We start from the raw sequence: 16914 nt of genomic DNA, 5'->3' as shown, positions 1-16914 counted from the left end.
CCTACTGAATTGACTGGCACTCTGCTATCGGGAGCAAGTCGAATCGTCGCACCGCCCCTCCCACAGTGGATCTTCATACATTGATCAGGCGATTTGAGCCTTGGAGGCCACCTCGGCAAACGTCGCTGGGTCCAGCGCATCCACTTGTTCATCCAACACCTGACGCGGGTGGTCATTGCCAGGGATCGAACTGTCGATCAGCGCCAGCAGCTGCGCACCCAATGGCGTCAAAATGAAATTCTCACCATTGCCACCCTCCTCTTCAGGCCGCGTTTCGATAAACCCGCGCTTAAACAACAGCGCCTCGTAATCGGCAGCCGTCTTTTTCAACGTATCCAGATTCCCGGTGGACTCGCCCGCCGTGGCCTTCTCGGCCGCTTCCTGCTCGGCATATTTGCGCGGTGCGAAACTGCCCTCACCGTTCTGCACTTCGTGCAGCAAACGCTCGATCAGATCCCAGTTGTAAGTCGTCATCCTGATTCCTCCTGCAGGCCAAAGGAAAGTAGCCCGTCTGAAAATGGGACACGCCTCGTGAGCCGCCGTTCAGCCTGACTGACGGGCGTGAGTTCTCTGAACTTTCCAGACGTTCGCGCCCTCAACTGCTCATAACCGCCAAGGAGGTCTGATCATGAAAACCCTGATAAACCTGGCCATTGCCACCGCCCTGTTCTGCGCCCTGCCCGCCTGGGCCTGCACGCCAGAAGAGGCTACCCAGAAACGTGAGCAACTGGCCGAGAAAGTCAAAAGCGTCACTGATGAGGTCAAGGCCAAGGAAATCAACGAAGAGTTGCGCAAAATGGATATGGACACCACTGCTGCCGATCTGCCCGACAAATGCCAACTGATTGACCAGCGCATGAAGGATCTGGACGAAGCAGCAGCCAAAGCCAAAAGCTGAGGCAAAAAAAACCGGACAAATGTCCGGTTTTTTTATAGCAGCCCAACCTTACTCGGCAGCCGGCGCTTCTGGCTTGCGACGCTTGAGCGGGGCCATGCCGTCTTTGCTGACCAACGACAGGTTGTCGGTCTTCGGACGGTTGGCGATCTTGCGCTTGGTCGGCGACTTGGCGCCGGTCTTCTTCTTGTCACCCTTGGCGTCGGTCTTTTTCTTCTTCACGCCAACGGCCTTGCCCGACGCCTTGACCTTCTTCGGCCCGGTGTAGGTGCCTTTGACTTCCTTGATGGTGCGGCGCTCGAACGACTGCTTGAGGTAGCGCTCGATGCTCGACATCAGGTTCCAGTCGCCGTGGCAGATCAGCGAGATGGCCAGGCCATCATTGCCAGCACGCCCGGTACGGCCGATGCGGTGCACGTATTCGTCGCCGCTGCGGGGCATGTCGAAGTTGATCACCAGGTCCAGGCCGTCCACGTCCAGGCCGCGAGCAGCGACGTCGGTGGCTACCAGGATCTTCACGCCGCCAGCCTTCAGGCGGTCGATGGCCAGCTTGCGGTCTTTCTGGTCTTTCTCGCCGTGCAGCACGAACGCTTTGTAGTCCTGAGCCACCAGGCGGCCGTAGATACGGTCGGCAGCAGCACGGGTGTTGGTGAAGACGATGGCCTTCTGATAGGTCTCATTGGCCAACAGCCAGTTGAGGATCTGCTCTTTGTGCACGTTGTGGTCAGCGGTGACGATCTGCTGGCGCGTGGTGGCGTTCAGGTCGCTGACGTTGTTGACCTGCAAGTGCTCAGGGTTGTTCAACACCTTGGCAACCATGTCGCGCAGGGTGGAACCGCCGGTGGTGGCGGAGAACAGCATGGTCTGCTGGCGATTGACGCACTCGCCCACCAGGCGCTGTACGTCATCGGCAAAGCCCATGTCGAGCATGCGGTCGGCTTCGTCCAGCACCAGTACTTCGACTTCCTTGAGGTCAAGGTTGCCGGCGTTGAGTTGCTCGATCATGCGGCCTGGCGTGCCGATCAGGATGTCTGGCACCTTGCGCAGCATGGCGGCCTGGACCTTGAAGTCTTCACCGCCGGTGATGATGCCGGACTTGATGAAGGTGAACTGCGAGAAGCGCTCGACTTCCTTCAGGGTCTGCTGGGCCAGCTCACGGGTTGGCAGCAGGATCAGGGTCTTGATGCTCACACGGACCTTGGCCGGGCCGATCAGGCGGTTCAGCACCGGCAGGACAAAAGCGGCGGTCTTGCCACTACCGGTTTGAGCCGTCACCCGCAGGTCACGCCCTTCGAGCGCGAGCGGGATGGCCGCTGCTTGCACAGGCGTAGGCTCGACAAATTTAAGCTCGGCCACGGCTTTGAGCAGGCGTTCGTGCAGGGCGAATTGGGAAAACACGGGTGCTACCTCGAAGAAATACAAAATATCAGCGGCATAGGGTACCGGTTTCGGGCGCTCAAACCGAGTTTCTTTACGCGAACGGCACTAATCAGTCGCTTTTTTGTGAGCACTTTTGTCCGTGAGGCCAACTTTGTCGCCCATCAATGCTCTAATCGCCCCGTCTTGTCTTACAGAAGAACCGGTTTCACCCATGGATATCAAACAGCTCTGGCTCAACGCCCAGGACCTCTGGGGCGCCCTTGATGAACACCCAATCCTGCATGCCAGCCTAGGTTTGCTGGTACTGCTGGTAGTGGCCCTGCTGCTCGGACGGGTGGCGCGCTACCTCATCCTCCACACGGTCAAGCTGCTTGGCCGGCAACCTGCCTTGCACTGGCTCAACGACCTGCGGCACAACAAAGTCTTCCATCGCCTGGCCCAGATGACGCCTTCGCTGGTGATCCAGTTCGGCCTGTACCTGGTACCAGACCTGAGCAAAACCGCCATCCTGTTCATCGGCAACGTGGCCCTGGCGATCAGCATCCTGTTCCTGATGCTGGCAGTGAGCGCCCTGCTCAACGCCCTGTTGGATATCTACGCCCGTACCGAACACGCCCGCACCCGCTCGATCAAGGGCTATGTGCAGTTGGCGAAAATGGTTCTGTATGTGTTTGGCGCGATCATCATCGTCGCCACCTTGATCGACCGTTCGCCGCTGTTGCTGCTGTCGGGCCTGGGAGCCATGTCGGCGGTGATCCTGTTGGTGTACAAGGACACCCTGCTGTCGTTCGTCGCCAGCGTGCAACTGACCAGCAACGACATGCTGCGGGTCGGCGACTGGATCGAGATGCCCCAGGTCGGCGCCGATGGCGATGTGGTGGATATCACCCTGCACACGGTCAAGGTGCAGAATTTTGATAAGACCATCGTCTCCATCCCCACCTGGCGCCTGATGTCCGAGTCGTTCAAGAACTGGCGTGGCATGCAGGCCTCCGGCGGTCGGCGGATCAAGCGCAGCCTGTTCATAGACGCCAGCGGCGTGCGCTTCCTGCGCGACGATGAAGAACTGCGTATGACCCAGGTGCACCTGCTCACCGACTACATCGGGCGCAAGCAGGCCGAACTCAAGGCGTGGAACGAAGCCCAGGGCCACAGTGCGCAACTGTCGGCCAACCGCCGCCGCATGACCAACCTCGGCACGTTCCGCGCCTACGCCCTGGCGTACCTGAAAAGCCATCCGGACATCCAGCCGAACATGACCTGCATGGTGCGCCAGATGCAAACCACCGCTCAGGGTGTGCCGCTGGAAATCTACTGCTTTACTCGCACCACCGCGTGGGCCGACTACGAGCGCATCCAGGGGGATATCTTCGATTACCTGCTGGCGGTGCTGCCGGAATTTGGCCTGAGCCTGTATCAGCAACCCAGTGGCAATGACCTGCGCGCCGGGGTATTGCCTGCCGTGCTGGGTGCCAGCCACTTGCCAGAGCAGCAAAGAGCCACGATCTAGAGCGATTGAGCACAGCCGTTCAATCGCTCTGCTAAAAAAATCGCGACGCTTGCCTCATTGGAAATCCTTTGAGGCAACGCCGATGCGCGCTCCAACCCTGCTTTCACTTTTGCTGACCGGCACCTGTAACAGCGTGCTGGCGGCTGGCCTGATCGAGGATTCAACCCTCGATGTGCTCAGCCGCAACTTCTACCTCGACAACAAAGAGCGCTCACCGTCCAACAAGCCCCACAAGGAGGAATGGGCCCAAGGCTTCATCGCCAACTTCGCCTCAGGGTTCACTCCGGGCACGATTGGCTTCGGGGTCGACGCCCACGCCTTTGTCGGCCTGAAACTCGACGGTGGCAAGGGCCATTCAGGCACAGGGCTTTTGCCCGTGGACAGCGACGGACGCAGCGAGCGCGACTATTCCAGCGCCGGTGGCGCGCTCAAGTTACGGGCCTCCAAAACCACCTTGTCGGTAGGCGAAATGACCGTCGAAACCCCGGTATTCGACACCTCCGACAAACGCCTGCAACCCGAATACGCCACCGGCCTGCTGCTGGACAGCCGCGAGATCGACGCCCTGCACTGGCAGGCCGGGCACTTCACCGCCTTCAAGAACCAGGACAGCTCCAACGGGCGCGGCGACTTCAGCGGCTACGGCGCCAGCACCCGCAGCGGCGCCATCGACTTTATCGGCGGGCAATTCTTCGAAGGCCAACCGGTGGGCGGTGCGCTGTACACCTCGCAATTGAGCGACACCTGGCGCCAGTACTACGCCAACCTGCATTGGTCACCGGCCAACTGGATGCTGGACAGCAATATCTACCGCACCCAAGACCAGGGCCGTGCCGAGGCCGGCGCCATCGTCAACACCGCCTACAGCCTGGCGGGCAAATACAGCTTCGCCGCACAGTCGCTGACCCTGGCCTACCAGAAGATCAACGGCGATACCCCGTTCGACTTTGTCGGTGGCGACTCCATCTACCTCGCCAACTCGATCAAATACGCCGACTTCAACGGCCCCGGCGAAAGCTCGTGGCAGCTTCGCTATGACCTCAACCTCGCCACCTTCGGCATTCCTGGCCTTAAGTTCATGACCCGCTACGTCACCGGCCGTGGCATCGACGGTACCCATGCACCACAGGACGGCGCCTACACACTTGCGCAAGGTCACGGCGGCCGCCACTGGGAGCGCGATATCGACCTGCACTACGTGGTGCAATCCGGCCCGGCCAAGGACCTGTCGGTGCAACTGTCCCATGTCAGCCATCGCGCCAATACAGCCCAGGCCGGGGACGATATTGATCGGGTGTATGTGGTGATCGAATATCCACTGACGCTGCGCTAACCCGCAAGCGCCGGATGCTCAACCAGCCGCCGTTTCAGTTTCAAAGAATCACTGAGCGGCGTCGTGTCTTGCAGTCTCCTTCCACCGACTCCAATCCACCAAAGCGGTTGGAAGTCGATCATGGCTTTTGATCCAGACACACAGATTTGGATCGATCCATTGCACGATTTCAGTGATATCCCGATGCAGGTCGAAAAGGGGTTGCCACAAGAGCGGCTCATGGTGGAAACAACGATTTCGTAGGTCCCTCGCCTTGTTCAACCGACTGCGAATGATGTCCGCCTTTTTAGGGGTTCTGGGACAGTGGAAAAACACCTTCATCAGAGGTTTTGAAACGTCAGGGAATGCCTTTCGGTTGAACAGCGAGGTCCAAAAGCCAAAGCTCAGCTCGGCAGTGATCTCGTCCGGGCCAGGATGCACACCTCTTTTCCTGAGAGCGGTACATGCGTCGTCCACTTTTTGATAGCTGGAGCGAAGCTCTGCGTTAGTGCTGGTCCTGAATGCTTCGTACCAGTCGTCACGCTGATATTCACGCACCATTTCGCGTTGGATAGCGTTACGCAAACCGACCTCAAGCACGTGAAAAATAGAGACCAGGGACTCTGCGATCCGCATGTTGTGCACATAAGCCGCAGCTGCGTGATCTCGATTGCCCTTATGCCCCTTGAGATAACGGCGCATTCTTGGAGTGGAGAGCTTTGCCTCCAGCGTATGCCAGACCATCTATGCGCGAACTCCTTTCGACGCCAGGAAATGTCACCAGCGCGAGCGATGGTACAGGCAGGGTTTCCTGCTCCAAAGCATCAGACTGTTGCCAAATTATTAAGCCGCAGGCGAGGGGTTGACCTGAAAACTGGAGATGGTAATCTGCCCCGGCAGCCCTAGGAATCTCCACTCCCGTGCTACACGAAACGGTGATGAGACTAGGTTATGTGACGGCCCCGCTCTGCGGGGCCTCCTCTTTTCTGACGATTCGGTTTTCCGGGCAGTGCCTTTGCACTAACCCTGCAAAAAGTGCCGAATCCCAATCTTCACCCCCTCGGTCTGATACCGCCGCGCCGCCGCTTCAATCTTCAGTTCGGCACGGGTCACGCGCTGGTGGTGGCGCAGATGACCGAGCCAGGATTCGTCGTAGAACACTTCGCACCAGCGCCGTGGGCTTTCGCTGTCTTGCACCAGGCTCCAGGAGAACGAGCCGTTGCGTTGGCGCATGCGGCGCACCGGGCTCATGGCCTGGGTGAAGGCCTGGATGTGCTGCGGGTCGATGTCGTATTCGAGCGTCACCATCACCGGGCCGCGCTCCTGGTCCTGCCCTTCTGCCAGCAGCGGCTGTGGCCAATGCAGCGACGGCGCCAGGTCTTCGGCTTTGCGTTGCGGCAAGGCCACGCGCCACGTCAGCAACACGCCTAGCACCAACACCGAACCGGCAGCGCTGAGCGCCTGGCTCATGGAACTGTGGCTGGCCACCCAACCCCAGAGCAAACCGCCCACGGCCATGGAGCCGAAAAACATCAGGATATACACCGCCAGCGCACGGGCTCGCACCCAGGCTGGTACCGAGGTCTGCGCCGCCACCTGGAAGCTGGACAACACCGCGATCCACGCCGCGCCGCTGATCAGCATCACCGGGATCAACACATAGAAATCCCGCACCCAGGCCAGGGCAAACAGCACCAGGGCATAGACCAGACTTGCAATCGCCACCAACTTGTCTACCGCCAGTGCCTGACGCAAGCGCGGCAGCCACATGGCGCCGAGCACCGCACCGATGCCCACACTGCCCAGCAGCACACCAAACTGCGCCGCACTGCCGTGTAACTCACCGCGCACAATCAGCGGCAACAACGACATCCCGGCACTGGCACCAAAAAAGAACGCCAACGTACGCACCAGTACCCGTTGCAATGGCCGCGAACTGCGCGCGTAACGCCAGCCCACACGCACCGCGCTGAACAGCCGTTCGGCCGGCAGCACCGCCACCTGGGTTTCACGCCGCCACAGGCACAGCACCGAAATCACCGCAAAAAACGACAGTGCATTCACCGCAAACGTTGCCCATGGCCCCACTAGGCTGACCAGCACCCCGGCAATGGCCGGGCCTACTGCACGGGCGAGGTTGGTGCCTACGCTGCTTAACGCAATCGCCGACGGCACCTCGTCGGCCGGCACCAGTTCCGGTGTCAGCGAAGACCAGGCCGGCATCATCAACGCCGTGCCGACGCCCATGCCCAGGGTCAGCAGCAGCAACAGCGGCACCGTCATCATCCCGCTCAAGGTCAGCACCGCCAGCAGCAACGCCACCGTGGCCATCCACGCCTGCACCATCAACAAGTAGCGACGTTTGTCGACGATATCTGCCAGTGCGCCAGCCGGTAGTGCCAGCAGGAACATCGGCGCCGCGCTGGCCACCTGCACCAGGGCGACGGTCATCGGGTTGGCCGACAGCGAAGTCATCAGCCAGCCGGCGCCGACCTCGTGCATCCAAGTGCCGATGTTCGAAGCGATGCTGGCGAGCCAGAGCCCACGGAAGATCGAGTGTTTCAACGGGCTCCACGGGGAGCGAGCGGTGGCGGTTGTCATGGCGCAAACCTGTTCGAAAAAAGCGCAAAAAAAAGCCACAGCCCGAGGGCTGCGGCCTCCAATGTTGTTACTTGACCTGACGCTGCGGCGCACCGTGCACCATGGTGTAGGCGTAGTCCACGCCCATGCCGTAGGCGCCGCTGTGGTCGCGTACCAGGTCCATCACTTCGTCGTAGGTTTCTTTGTGTGCCCAGTCGCGTTGGTATTCGAGCAGCACTTGTTGCCAGGTCACCGGCACCGCACCGGCTTGGATCATGCGCTGGATCGACATGTCATGGGCTTCCTTGGTGGTACCGCCGGATGCGTCGGTGACGATGTACACCTCGTAGCCTTCAGCCAGGGCTTCCAGGGCCGGGAAGTTCAAGCACACCTCGGTCCACAGCGCGGCCATGATCAACTTCTTGCGGCCGGTGGCTTTCACGGCAGCGACCAGCGCCTTGTCTTCCCAGGAGTTCATCGAGGTGCGCTCGATCGGCTGTTGGTCGGGGAATACGCTGAGCAGTTCCGGCCAGATGTAGCCGCTGAAGCTTTTGGTTTCTACCGAGGTGAAGATGGTCGGCACGTTGAAGATCTTGGCTGCCTTGGCCAAGGCCACGGTGTTGTTCTTCAGGGTTTGGCGGTCGATGGACTGCACGCCAAAGGCCATCTGTGGCTGGTGGTCGATCAGGATCAGGGTGGAGTTGGATGGGTTGAGCAATTCGCGAATGGACATGGTGGCTTCCCTTTAATGGTCTGTAGTTGGTTTTTTAAGTGCTTCCAGCGTTGCTGGCGGCTTGGAAGTAACTTTACGGGCTGGCCAATATCGAAACAATTACCTAAAATCTGGATTCATTGATTCTAAAAAAGGGACAGTCATGGACCGCATCGAGTGCATGCGTGCATTTGTCGTTACCGTCGGTGAAAACGGTTTTGCGGCCGCAGCCCGCGCCATGGACGTGCCCCGCTCCAAGGTGAGCAAACAGATCCAGGCACTGGAAGAAGCCATCGGCGTGCAATTGTTGCAGCGCACCACCCGCAGCCTGCATTTGACCGAGGCTGGTGCCGAGTACTTCGAGGCGGCGCGGGAAGTGATCGCGGCCCTGGACGAGGCCGAGCAGCGGGCGCGGGATGGGATTGGCGAGTTACGCGGCGTATTGCGGGTGAATGCACCGATGTCGTTCGGTTTGCATCGATTGGGGCGGCTGATTCCGTTGTTCCATGAACAGCACCCGAACATCGAGCTGCAACTGGTGCTCAGCGATCAACAGGTGGACCCGGTGCGCGGCGGTTTCGACGTCACCATCCGCATCGCCAGCCTGCCCGACTCCACCATGATCGCCCGCCAACTGGCCCCCGCGCCGCGCATCATGGTGGCCTCGCCAGCCTACCTGGAGCGTGCTGGCACGCCACAATCGCCCCAGGACCTGCGCCAGCATCAATGCCTGAACTACGGCTACCTGCAAAGTGGCGTGAGCTTGCAACTGAGCAACGGCAAGGACACCCAGCGCGTCAACGTCACCGGCCCCTTGCACGCCAACAACGGCGACCTGCTGGCCCAGGCGGCCGAAGCTGGGATGGGCATTGCGCTGCTGCCGGACTTTATCGTCGAACAAGCCCTGGCGGCTGGCCGGCTGGTGCCCGTGCTCTGTGAATGGCAGGCGCCAGCGATCACGGTAAACGCGGTTTACTCGTCGGCGCGGCGAGTGCCGCAGAAGACGCGGGCGTTTATTGAATTTTTGGTGGCGCAGTTGGCCATCGAGGCTTAACCGCTTTAAATGTGGGAGGGGGCTTGCTCCCGATAGCGGTAGGTCAGTTATTGATGCTGTGACTGATCTACCGCTATCGGGAGCAAGCCCCCTCCCACATTTTGACCGAGTATTACCTTACTGCCCGGGTACCCGCTCAACGCGTGCACCCAACCGACTAATCCACACCGCCCCCAAAATCACCACCCCACCCAACGCCAGCCGCCCCAGCGGCTCATGCTGGTTCCAGATCAGCAGATTCAGCAGCAGCCCCACCGGCACATGCAGGTTGTTCATCACCGCCAGCGTGCCGCCCTGCACCAGGCAGGCGCCCTTGTTCCACCAGTACATGCCAAGCGCAGTGCTGACCAGGCCAAGAAACACCAGCACGCCCCACTGCAGCGGCGCATCGGGCAGGTAGTTGGCCTTGCCGAACAGCAGGAACGCCGGCAGCACCACCAGCAGCGCACCTACGTAGAAAAAGCCGAAGCGGCGGTAGTGCGGCAGGTCACTGGGGTGGCGCTTGACCAGGTGTTTGTACATCACCTGCCCGGCGGCGTAAGTGAAGTTGGCCAGTTGCAACAGCAGGAAACCACCCAGGAAGTGCGGGGTGATCTGGTCGAAGCGAATCACCGCCGCCCCCGCCACCGCCACCACTGCCGCGATCAGCGCCCAGGGGTTGAAGCGGCGGTTGAGGGCGTCTTCGATCAAGGTCACATGCAGCGGCGTGAGGATGGTGAACAGCAACACCTCCGGCACTGTGAGCACGCGAAAGCTCAAGTACAGGCACACGTAGGTCACGCCGAACTGCAGCGCGCCGATCACCAGCATGCCGCGCATGAAGGACGGCTCCACTGAACGCCAGCGGGTCAGTGGGATAAACACCAGCCCGGCCAGGAGTACGCGCACCAGCACCGCGAAGTAACTGTCGACGTGACCGGCGAGGTATTCGCCGATCAAGCTGAAGGAAAATGCCTGAATCAGGGTGACAACCAGTAGATAGCCCATGCGCGCCTCGTTTCGAATGGGCGGGACATTAAAGGTTTTCGGCGGTTGAAGAAACTCGGGGCAAAAAAAACCCGACCTCGCTAAAGCGTCAGTCGGGCAGGAGCACTCAGGAGCAAAAGTGCAAAGGGAGGTTCATTACGCGTACTTGAAGGGTTTGCGTGGAGCGATATAAACATCGCGGGATTATCTGACGATTAAAGGATCCTCACGCGACCTGCGCGATCAGCGCCTTGGCGTGGTTGATGCCTTTTTCCTGGAAGTCACCGCTCAGGTTCACGCCCTCTGCATGGATGAAGGTGACGTCATGAATGCCGATAAAGCCCATGACCTGGCGCAGGTACGGTTCCTGGTGATCCGAGCTGGCACCGGTATGAATACCGCCGCGAGCGGTGAGCACGATGGCGCGCTTGCCGGTCAGCAGACCCTGGGGGCCGGTGGCGGTGTACTTGAAGGTCACACCGGCACGCAGCACATGGTCCAGCCAGGCTTTGAGGGTGCTGGGGATGGCGAAGTTGTACATCGGCGCGGCCATTACCAGCACGTCGGCGGCCAGCAATTCGTCGGTCAATTCATTGGAGCGAGCCAGGGAAGCTTGTTCAGCAGCGTTGCGTTGATCTTCCGGTTTCATCCAGCCGCCGAGCAGGTTGCCATCCAGGTGCGGCACCGGGTTCTGGGCCACGTCACGCACGGTGATCTGGTCTGCCGGATGGGCGGCCTGCCATTGGCTGATGAACTGTTGGGTCAGTTGGCGGGAAATTGAATCCTGCTGGCGGGCGCTGCTTTCGATGATCAGAACGTTGGACATGGCTTCGTAGGCTCCATCTGAAACTGCTGTAAGTCGATGGAGAAAAGATTAACCAGGGATCATTCGATTAAAAAGCGCAAAAAACTGCTATAACCCATCTATAAATTTGTTTATAAGCGGAGCATGCTCCGCCGCTGTCTACTTCGGCGCGCACGCCAGCGCGATGCGCATCTTGATAATGGCGCGGTTGAACTTGACCGTGGTGTTGGTGCTTTTGCCCGCCGGTACCGTGACGGTGCGACGACGTGGCGCCTCGGGGCCGTTGGTGAAGACTACCGAGCACAGGGCATCATTGGTGCCGTAGTTATTGAGTTGGATCGAGCTGATATCGCCATCCACATCGGAGGGGGTGAAATCAATGCTGACGCCGTCGATCTTTTTAGTCACGTCGATGGGGTAGGCAAACGCGCTCATTGGCAGCAGCGCCAGCAACACACAACAGAATTTTCTCATTCGGCAGTCTCCAATAGGGACTGTCAGCTTAGGACAAGAGGAACCCATCTTGAAAGCGCCCCGCGTTACCCTCGATCAATGGCGAACGTTGCAGGCCGTGGTCGACCATGGCGGCTTCGCCCAGGCGGCCGAAGCGCTGCATCGTTCGCAGTCCTCGGTCAGCTATACCGTGGCCCGCATGCAAGACCAGCTTGGCGTACCGCTGCTGCGCATCGACGGGCGCAAGGCCGTGCTCACCGATGCCGGTGAAGTGCTACTACGTCGCTCCCGGCAGTTGGTGAAAAACGCCAGCCAACTGGAAGACCTCGCCCACCATATGGAACAAGGCTGGGAAGCCGAAGTACGCCTGGTGGTGGACGCCGCCTACCCGAATGCGCGCCTGGTACGTGCCCTCTCCGCCTTTATGCCGCAAAGCCGTGGCTGCCGCGTGCGCCTGCGCGAGGAGGTACTGTCCGGCGTTGAAGAGTTGTTGATCGAAGGCGTGGCCGACCTGGCCATTTGCGGCTTCAGCATCCCTGGGTACCTGGGCACGGAAATGAGCGATGTGGAATTTGTCGCCGTGGCCCACCCCGAGCACGCCTTGCACCGCATGAACCGCGAGCTGAGCTTCCAGGACCTGGAGAGCCAGATGCAGGTGGTGATCCGCGACTCCGGCCGCCAGCAACCCCGCGATGTGGGCTGGCTTGGCGCCGAACAGCGCTGGACCGTCGGCAGCCTGGCCACCGCCGCCTCCTTCGTGGGCAGCGGCCTGGGGTTTGCCTGGCTGCCCCGGCACATGATCGAACGCGAACTCGCCGAGGGCGTGCTCAAGCAGCTACCCTTGGAACAGGGCGGCAGCCGCCACCCTACGTTCTATCTGTACTCAAACAAGGACAAACCTCTGGGGCCCGCGACGCAGATCCTCGTGGAGTTGCTGCGCACCTTTGACACCGCCCCACTGGATGCGCCTTTCGCCGCTCCCCGGCAAGCCTGAAACGGAGTTCACCCATGGCCTGGTTCGACCACGAAGGATGCAGCCTGCACTACGAGGAATATGGTCACGGCACGCCCCTGATCCTGATCCACGGCCTGGGCTCCAGCAGCCAGGATTGGGAGCTGCAAATCCCGGTACTGGCCAGGCATTACCGCCTGATCGTGGTGGATGTGCGTGGTCATGGCCGCTCCGACAAACCCCGCGAGCGCTACAGCATCCAGGGGTTCACCTTTGACCTGCTGGCGCTGATCGAGCACTTGGGGCTGCCACCGGCCCACGTCGTGGGGTTGTCCATGGGCGGCATGATCGCCTTCCAGCTCGCGGTGGACGAACCGGCGCAGGTCAAGAGCCTGTGCATCGTCAACAGCGCGCCCGAGGTCAAGGTACGCAGCCTCAACGATTACTGGCAATGGGCCAAGCGCTGGAGCCTGGCGCGGGTGCTCAGCCTGGCCACCATTGGCAAGGCGCTGGGCGACCGGTTATTCCCCAAACCCGAGCAAGCCGACCTGCGCCGCAAGATGGCCGAACGCTGGGCAAAAAACGACAAACGTGCTTATCTCGCCAGCTTCGATGCGATTGTGGGCTGGGGCGTGCAGGAACGACTTTCGCGGATTACCTGTCCAACCCTGGTCATCAGCGCCGACCACGACTACACCCCCGTGGCGCAAAAAGAAAACTATGTAAAACTGCTGCCCGATGCGCGCCTGGTGGTGATCGAAGATTCCCGCCATGCCACGCCCTTGGACCAACCTGAAGTCTTTAACGCAACCCTGCTCCACTTTCTAAAGACAGTCGAAACCACTACCCAGGATCACTGACCCATGCTGAAAAAAATCGCCTTCTTTGCCGGTTCCGTTCTGTTCGCTGCCAACCTGATGGCGGCCGAGCCTGCCAAGGCGCCCCACGTACTGATCACCACCACCAACGGCGAGATCGAAATCGAACTGGACCCGGTCAAGGCGCCCATCAGTACCAAGAACTTCCTGGCCTATGTGGACAAGGGCTTCTACACCAACACGATTTTTCACCGCGTGATCCCGGGCTTCATGGTCCAGGGCGGTGGGTTCACTGCGCAGATGTCGCAAAAGCCGACCGAAGCGCCTATCAAGAACGAGGCCAGCAATGGCCTGCATAACGTGCGCGGTACCCTGTCCATGGCCCGCACGTCCAACCCCGACTCGGCCACCAGCCAGTTCTTCATCAACGTGGCTGACAATGCCTTCCTCGACCCCGGCCGTGATGCCGGTTATGCGGTGTTCGCCAAAGTGGTCAAGGGCATGGACGTGGTCGACATCATCGTCAACTCCCAGACCACCACCAAGCAGGGCATGCAGAACGTGCCAATCGATCCTGTCATGATCAAGTCGGCCAAGCGCATCGACTGAGGTCTGCAGGGCTTTTTCAGGTAGCCCCGTGCGCGACCCACAAGGCCGCGCACGCATTTGAACGGAGAGCCCGCCCTGCGGGCGTCATACTCAATGCTCTATCGTCGTTTTGAACAACTGATCGATATTTTCCGCGACGCTCCCAGCGACGCCCCGCCCGATAAAGTCCTGCCCTTCTACCTCTACTACCTGCGCCAGGTGTGGCCGCATTTTGCCGCGTTGCTGGTGGTGGGCCTGATCGGCGCACTGATCGAAGTGGCGCTGTTCAGCTACCTGAGCCGCATCATCGACCTGGCCCAGGGCACGCCGCCCGCCAACTTCTTCCAGGTGCACAGCACCGAGCTGATCTGGATGGCCGTGGTTGCCCTGCTGCTGCGCCCAATCTTCGGCGCCCTGCATGACCTGCTGGTGCACCAGACCATCAGCCCCGGCATGACCAGCCTGATCCGCTGGCAGAACCACAGCTACGTGCTCAAGCAGAGCCTGAACTTCTTCCAGAACGACTTCGCCGGGCGCATCGCCCAGCGCATCATGCAAACCGGCAACTCCCTGCGCGACTCCGCCGTGGCCGCCGTGGATGCCATCTGGCACGTTGCAATCTACGCCATCAGCTCCCTGGTGCTGTTTGCCGAGGCCGACTGGCGCCTGATGATCCCGCTGGTGACCTGGATCATCTGCTACAGCCTGGCGCTGCGCTACTTCGTGCCACGGGTGAAGGAACGCTCGGTGATCTCCTCCGAGGCGCGCTCCAAATTGATGGGGCGTATCGTCGATGGCTACACCAACATCACCACCTTGAAGCTGTTTGCCCATACCCAGTATGAGCAGCAGTACGCCAAGGAAGCGATCATCGAACAGACCGAAAAAACCCAGCTGGCCAGCCGTGTGGTCACCAGCATGGACATCGTGATCACCACCATGAACGGCCTGCTGATCGTCACCACCACCGGCCTGGCCCTGTGGCTATGGACGCAGTCGCTGATTTCCGTGGGCGCCATTGCCCTGGCCACCGGTTTGGTAATCCGCATCGTCAACATGTCCGGCTGGATCATGTGGGTAGTCAACGGCATTTTCGAAAACATCGGCATGGTGCAGGACGGTCTGAAAACCATCGCCCAACCCCTGGCGGTAGTCGATCGCGAAAACGCGCCACGCCTGAAGGTGCCCCATGGCCAAGTGCGCTTCGAGCAGGTGGATTTCCACTACGGCAAGAAGAGCGGGATCATTGGCGGCCTGAACCTGCAGATCAAGGCCGGGGAAAAGATCGGCCTGATCGGCCCCTCGGGTGCAGGCAAATCCACCCTGGTCAACCTGCTGCTGCGCCTCTACGACCTGCAAGGCGGGCGCATCCTGATCGATGGCCAGAACATTGCCGAAGTGGCCCAGGAGTCGTTGCGCGAACAGATCGGCATGATCACCCAGGACACATCGCTGCTGCACCGCTCCATTCGCGACAACCTGCTGTACGGCAAGCCGGACGCCACCGACGAAGAACTCTGGGCGGCCGTGCACAAGGCCCGTGCCGATGAATTTATCCCGTTGCTGTCTGACTCCGAAGGCCGCACCGGCCTGGACGCCCATGTCGGTGAGCGCGGGGTGAAACTCTCCGGCGGGCAACGCCAACGTATCGCCATCGCCCGTGTACTGCTCAAGGACGCGCCGATTTTGATCATGGACGAAGCCACCTCGGCCCTGGACTCGGAAGTGGAAGCGGCGATCCAGGAAAGCCTGGAAACCCTGATGCAGGGCAAGACCGTGATTGCGATTGCGCACCGGTTGTCAACCATCGCGCGGATGGACCGCTTGGTGGTGCTGGAGAAGGGCAAGATCGCCGAGAGTGGCAGCCATGCCGAGTTGCTGGCCCATGGTGGTTTGTATGCCAGGTTGTGGCAGCACCAGACCGGGGGGTTTGTCGGTATCGACTAATAAATTAAAGCCCGTGCACAGTTGATTAGAGCCAGGCCCTTATTTCATTGGTCCCGCCCACATCATCGCCTGGATTTGCGCCACAACCGTGCTGTACTCACAGCAGTGCCCAGACGGGCGCTGAAGTAAATCTGCAGGGAGCATCACTGATTTACTGAGTCGGTAGAGCGATCTATCAAGGACGGGCTGCATGTCTTTGTTCAAGCGTTCAATCACAGAGGGGTTAGGCACGTTTTGGCTGGTGTTGGGCGGTTGCGGGAGTGCGGTGTTGGCCGCAGCGTTCCCGGCAGTCGGGATCGGATTGCTGGGGGTGTCCCTGGCGTTCGGGCTTACGTTGCTGACCATGGCCGTGGCCATCGGGCATATCAGCGGTTGTCACCTCAACCCGGCGGTGTCGGTGGGGTTGGTGGTGGGTGGAAGGTTCGCGGCCAGGGAGCTGCCGGCCTATATCGTTGCCCAAGTCATCGGCGGCACCGTTGCCGCTGCGCTGTTGTACTTCATCGCCAGCGGCAAGCCGGGGTTCGAACTGGCGTCGGGGCTGGCGTCCAACGGTTATGGTGAGCACTCGCCAGGCGGGTATTCGATGGCAGCGGGGTTGGTGTGCGAGCTGGTGATGACGGCGATGTTCGTGGTGATCATCCTCGGCGCCACGGATCGCCGCGTGCCCAAGGGCGTTGCCCCCTGCGCCATTGGCCTGGCGCTGACATTGATCCACCTGATCTCCATCCCCGTCACCAACACCTCGGTCAACCCGGCCCGCAGTACGGGCCCGGCCTTGATCGTCGGCGGGTGGGCGATCCAACAGTTGTGGATGTTCTGGCTCGCGCCGATCCTGGGCGCGGTGATCGGCGGTTTGACCTATCGATGGCTGGGTAAGGAGGAGCCGGGCAACTGAAGCAATGCGAATCGAATGTGGAGGCGGGCTTGCTCGCTCCCACACTC

At 60.5% G+C, this 16914-nt stretch carries 17 protein-coding genes; 9 read left to right on the top strand and 8 right to left on the bottom strand.

Annotated elements, in window-relative coordinates:
• Positions 1-84 precede the first annotated feature (84 nt).
• Complete coding sequence (locus DYL59_RS07640) at positions 85-474, bottom strand: transcriptional regulator (protein ID WP_135288621.1); 390 nt, start codon at positions 472-474, stop codon at positions 85-87.
• Between the two features lie 154 nt (positions 475-628).
• Here DYL59_RS07640 and DYL59_RS07635 point away from each other — a divergent pair, with 154 nt between their 5' ends.
• Positions 629-898 (top strand): hypothetical protein, encoded by a 270-nt coding sequence (locus DYL59_RS07635; RefSeq protein WP_135288620.1) that lies wholly within the window; start codon positions 629-631, stop codon positions 896-898.
• Between the two features lie 48 nt (positions 899-946).
• Here the strand turns inward: DYL59_RS07635 and DYL59_RS07630 are convergent, their stop codons facing one another.
• Positions 947-2293, bottom strand: a complete 1347-nt coding sequence (locus DYL59_RS07630) for a DEAD/DEAH box helicase (RefSeq protein WP_135288619.1) — start codon at positions 2291-2293, stop codon at positions 947-949.
• Positions 2294-2486: 193 nt separating this feature from the next.
• On the opposite strand from DYL59_RS07630, the gene DYL59_RS07625 reads away from it, so the two are divergent.
• Complete coding sequence (locus tag DYL59_RS07625; protein WP_135288618.1) at positions 2487-3785, top strand: mechanosensitive ion channel family protein; 1299 nt, start codon at positions 2487-2489, stop codon at positions 3783-3785.
• Between the two features lie 82 nt (positions 3786-3867).
• On the top strand, positions 3868-5118 hold the full coding sequence (locus tag DYL59_RS07620; protein WP_135288617.1) for an OprD family porin: 1251 nt from the start codon (positions 3868-3870) through the stop codon (positions 5116-5118).
• 48 nt (positions 5119-5166) lie between these two features.
• On the opposite strand, the gene DYL59_RS07615 is transcribed toward DYL59_RS07620, so the two are convergent.
• The 3 genes from DYL59_RS07615 to DYL59_RS07605 form a co-directional block, all read right to left on the bottom strand.
• Positions 5167-5841: an Abi family protein gene (locus DYL59_RS07615; protein WP_135288616.1), complete on the bottom strand. Its 675-nt coding sequence runs from the start codon at positions 5839-5841 to the stop codon at positions 5167-5169.
• A gap of 276 nt (positions 5842-6117) precedes the next feature.
• Positions 6118-7698 (bottom strand): MFS transporter, encoded by a 1581-nt coding sequence (locus DYL59_RS07610; RefSeq protein WP_135288615.1) that lies wholly within the window; start codon positions 7696-7698, stop codon positions 6118-6120.
• A gap of 67 nt (positions 7699-7765) precedes the next feature.
• Positions 7766-8410: a hydrolase gene (locus DYL59_RS07605; protein WP_122485794.1), complete on the bottom strand. Its 645-nt coding sequence runs from the start codon at positions 8408-8410 to the stop codon at positions 7766-7768.
• Between the two features lie 142 nt (positions 8411-8552).
• Between DYL59_RS07605 and DYL59_RS07600 the strand changes: the two genes are divergently transcribed.
• Complete coding sequence (locus DYL59_RS07600) at positions 8553-9443, top strand: LysR family transcriptional regulator (protein ID WP_135288614.1); 891 nt, start codon at positions 8553-8555, stop codon at positions 9441-9443.
• A gap of 117 nt (positions 9444-9560) precedes the next feature.
• Here DYL59_RS07600 and DYL59_RS07595 read toward each other — a convergent pair whose 3' ends face one another.
• The 3 genes from DYL59_RS07595 to DYL59_RS07585 form a co-directional block, all read right to left on the bottom strand.
• Positions 9561-10430, bottom strand: coding sequence for a carboxylate/amino acid/amine transporter (locus DYL59_RS07595; RefSeq protein ID WP_135288613.1), 870 nt, complete (start codon positions 10428-10430; stop codon positions 9561-9563).
• 205 nt (positions 10431-10635) lie between these two features.
• Positions 10636-11235, bottom strand: a complete 600-nt coding sequence (locus DYL59_RS07590) for an FMN-dependent NADH-azoreductase (RefSeq protein ID WP_135288612.1) — start codon at positions 11233-11235, stop codon at positions 10636-10638.
• 138 nt (positions 11236-11373) lie between these two features.
• Positions 11374-11688, bottom strand: coding sequence for a 3-phosphoglycerate kinase (locus tag DYL59_RS07585; protein WP_135288611.1), 315 nt, complete (start codon positions 11686-11688; stop codon positions 11374-11376).
• A 49-nt stretch (positions 11689-11737) separates the two neighbouring features.
• Between DYL59_RS07585 and DYL59_RS07580 the strand changes: the two genes are divergently transcribed.
• The 5 genes from DYL59_RS07580 to aqpZ all read left to right on the top strand — a co-directional run bounded on the left by DYL59_RS07580 (position 11738) and on the right by aqpZ (position 16867).
• Positions 11738-12661, top strand: a complete 924-nt coding sequence (locus DYL59_RS07580) for a PA3225 family LysR-type transcriptional regulator (RefSeq protein WP_003175418.1) — start codon at positions 11738-11740, stop codon at positions 12659-12661.
• Between the two features lie 14 nt (positions 12662-12675).
• Positions 12676-13479 (top strand): alpha/beta fold hydrolase, encoded by an 804-nt coding sequence (locus DYL59_RS07575; RefSeq protein ID WP_135288610.1) that lies wholly within the window; start codon positions 12676-12678, stop codon positions 13477-13479.
• A gap of 3 nt (positions 13480-13482) precedes the next feature.
• Positions 13483-14046: a peptidylprolyl isomerase gene (locus DYL59_RS07570; RefSeq protein WP_135288609.1), complete on the top strand. Its 564-nt coding sequence runs from the start codon at positions 13483-13485 to the stop codon at positions 14044-14046.
• A 93-nt stretch (positions 14047-14139) separates the two neighbouring features.
• Positions 14140-15972 (top strand): ABC transporter ATP-binding protein, encoded by a 1833-nt coding sequence (locus DYL59_RS07565; protein ID WP_135288608.1) that lies wholly within the window; start codon positions 14140-14142, stop codon positions 15970-15972.
• Positions 15973-16162: 190 nt separating this feature from the next.
• On the top strand, positions 16163-16867 hold the full coding sequence (gene aqpZ / locus DYL59_RS07560; protein WP_135288607.1) for an aquaporin Z: 705 nt from the start codon (positions 16163-16165) through the stop codon (positions 16865-16867).
• Positions 16868-16914: the final 47 nt, after the last annotated feature.

Source organism: Pseudomonas kairouanensis, assembly GCF_004682055.1.
GTDB classification, from domain to species: Bacteria; Pseudomonadota; Gammaproteobacteria; order Pseudomonadales; family Pseudomonadaceae; genus Aquipseudomonas; species Aquipseudomonas kairouanensis.
This window is presented reverse-complemented; position numbering and strand designations above follow the sequence as displayed.

Coding starts and splice junctions, on each gene's coding strand:
- DYL59_RS07640 (WP_135288621.1), bottom strand. CDS start 474: ATGACGACTTACAACTGGGATCTGATCGAGCGTTTGCTGCACGAAGTG.
- DYL59_RS07575 (WP_135288610.1), top strand. CDS start 12,676: ATGGCCTGGTTCGACCACGAAGGATGCAGCCTGCACTACGAGGAATAT.
- DYL59_RS07570 (WP_135288609.1), top strand. CDS start 13,483: ATGCTGAAAAAAATCGCCTTCTTTGCCGGTTCCGTTCTGTTCGCTGCC.
- DYL59_RS07620 (WP_135288617.1), top strand. CDS start 3,868: ATGCGCGCTCCAACCCTGCTTTCACTTTTGCTGACCGGCACCTGTAAC.
- DYL59_RS07590 (WP_135288612.1), bottom strand. CDS start 11,235: ATGTCCAACGTTCTGATCATCGAAAGCAGCGCCCGCCAGCAGGATTCA.
- DYL59_RS07595 (WP_135288613.1), bottom strand. CDS start 10,430: ATGGGCTATCTACTGGTTGTCACCCTGATTCAGGCATTTTCCTTCAGC.
- DYL59_RS07615 (WP_135288616.1), bottom strand. CDS start 5,841: ATGGTCTGGCATACGCTGGAGGCAAAGCTCTCCACTCCAAGAATGCGC.
- aqpZ (WP_135288607.1), top strand. CDS start 16,163: ATGTCTTTGTTCAAGCGTTCAATCACAGAGGGGTTAGGCACGTTTTGG.
- DYL59_RS07610 (WP_135288615.1), bottom strand. CDS start 7,698: ATGACAACCGCCACCGCTCGCTCCCCGTGGAGCCCGTTGAAACACTCG.
- DYL59_RS07565 (WP_135288608.1), top strand. CDS start 14,140: ATGCTCTATCGTCGTTTTGAACAACTGATCGATATTTTCCGCGACGCT.
- DYL59_RS07635 (WP_135288620.1), top strand. CDS start 629: ATGAAAACCCTGATAAACCTGGCCATTGCCACCGCCCTGTTCTGCGCC.
- DYL59_RS07625 (WP_135288618.1), top strand. CDS start 2,487: ATGGATATCAAACAGCTCTGGCTCAACGCCCAGGACCTCTGGGGCGCC.
- DYL59_RS07605 (WP_122485794.1), bottom strand. CDS start 8,410: ATGTCCATTCGCGAATTGCTCAACCCATCCAACTCCACCCTGATCCTG.
- DYL59_RS07600 (WP_135288614.1), top strand. CDS start 8,553: ATGGACCGCATCGAGTGCATGCGTGCATTTGTCGTTACCGTCGGTGAA.
- DYL59_RS07585 (WP_135288611.1), bottom strand. CDS start 11,688: ATGAGAAAATTCTGTTGTGTGTTGCTGGCGCTGCTGCCAATGAGCGCG.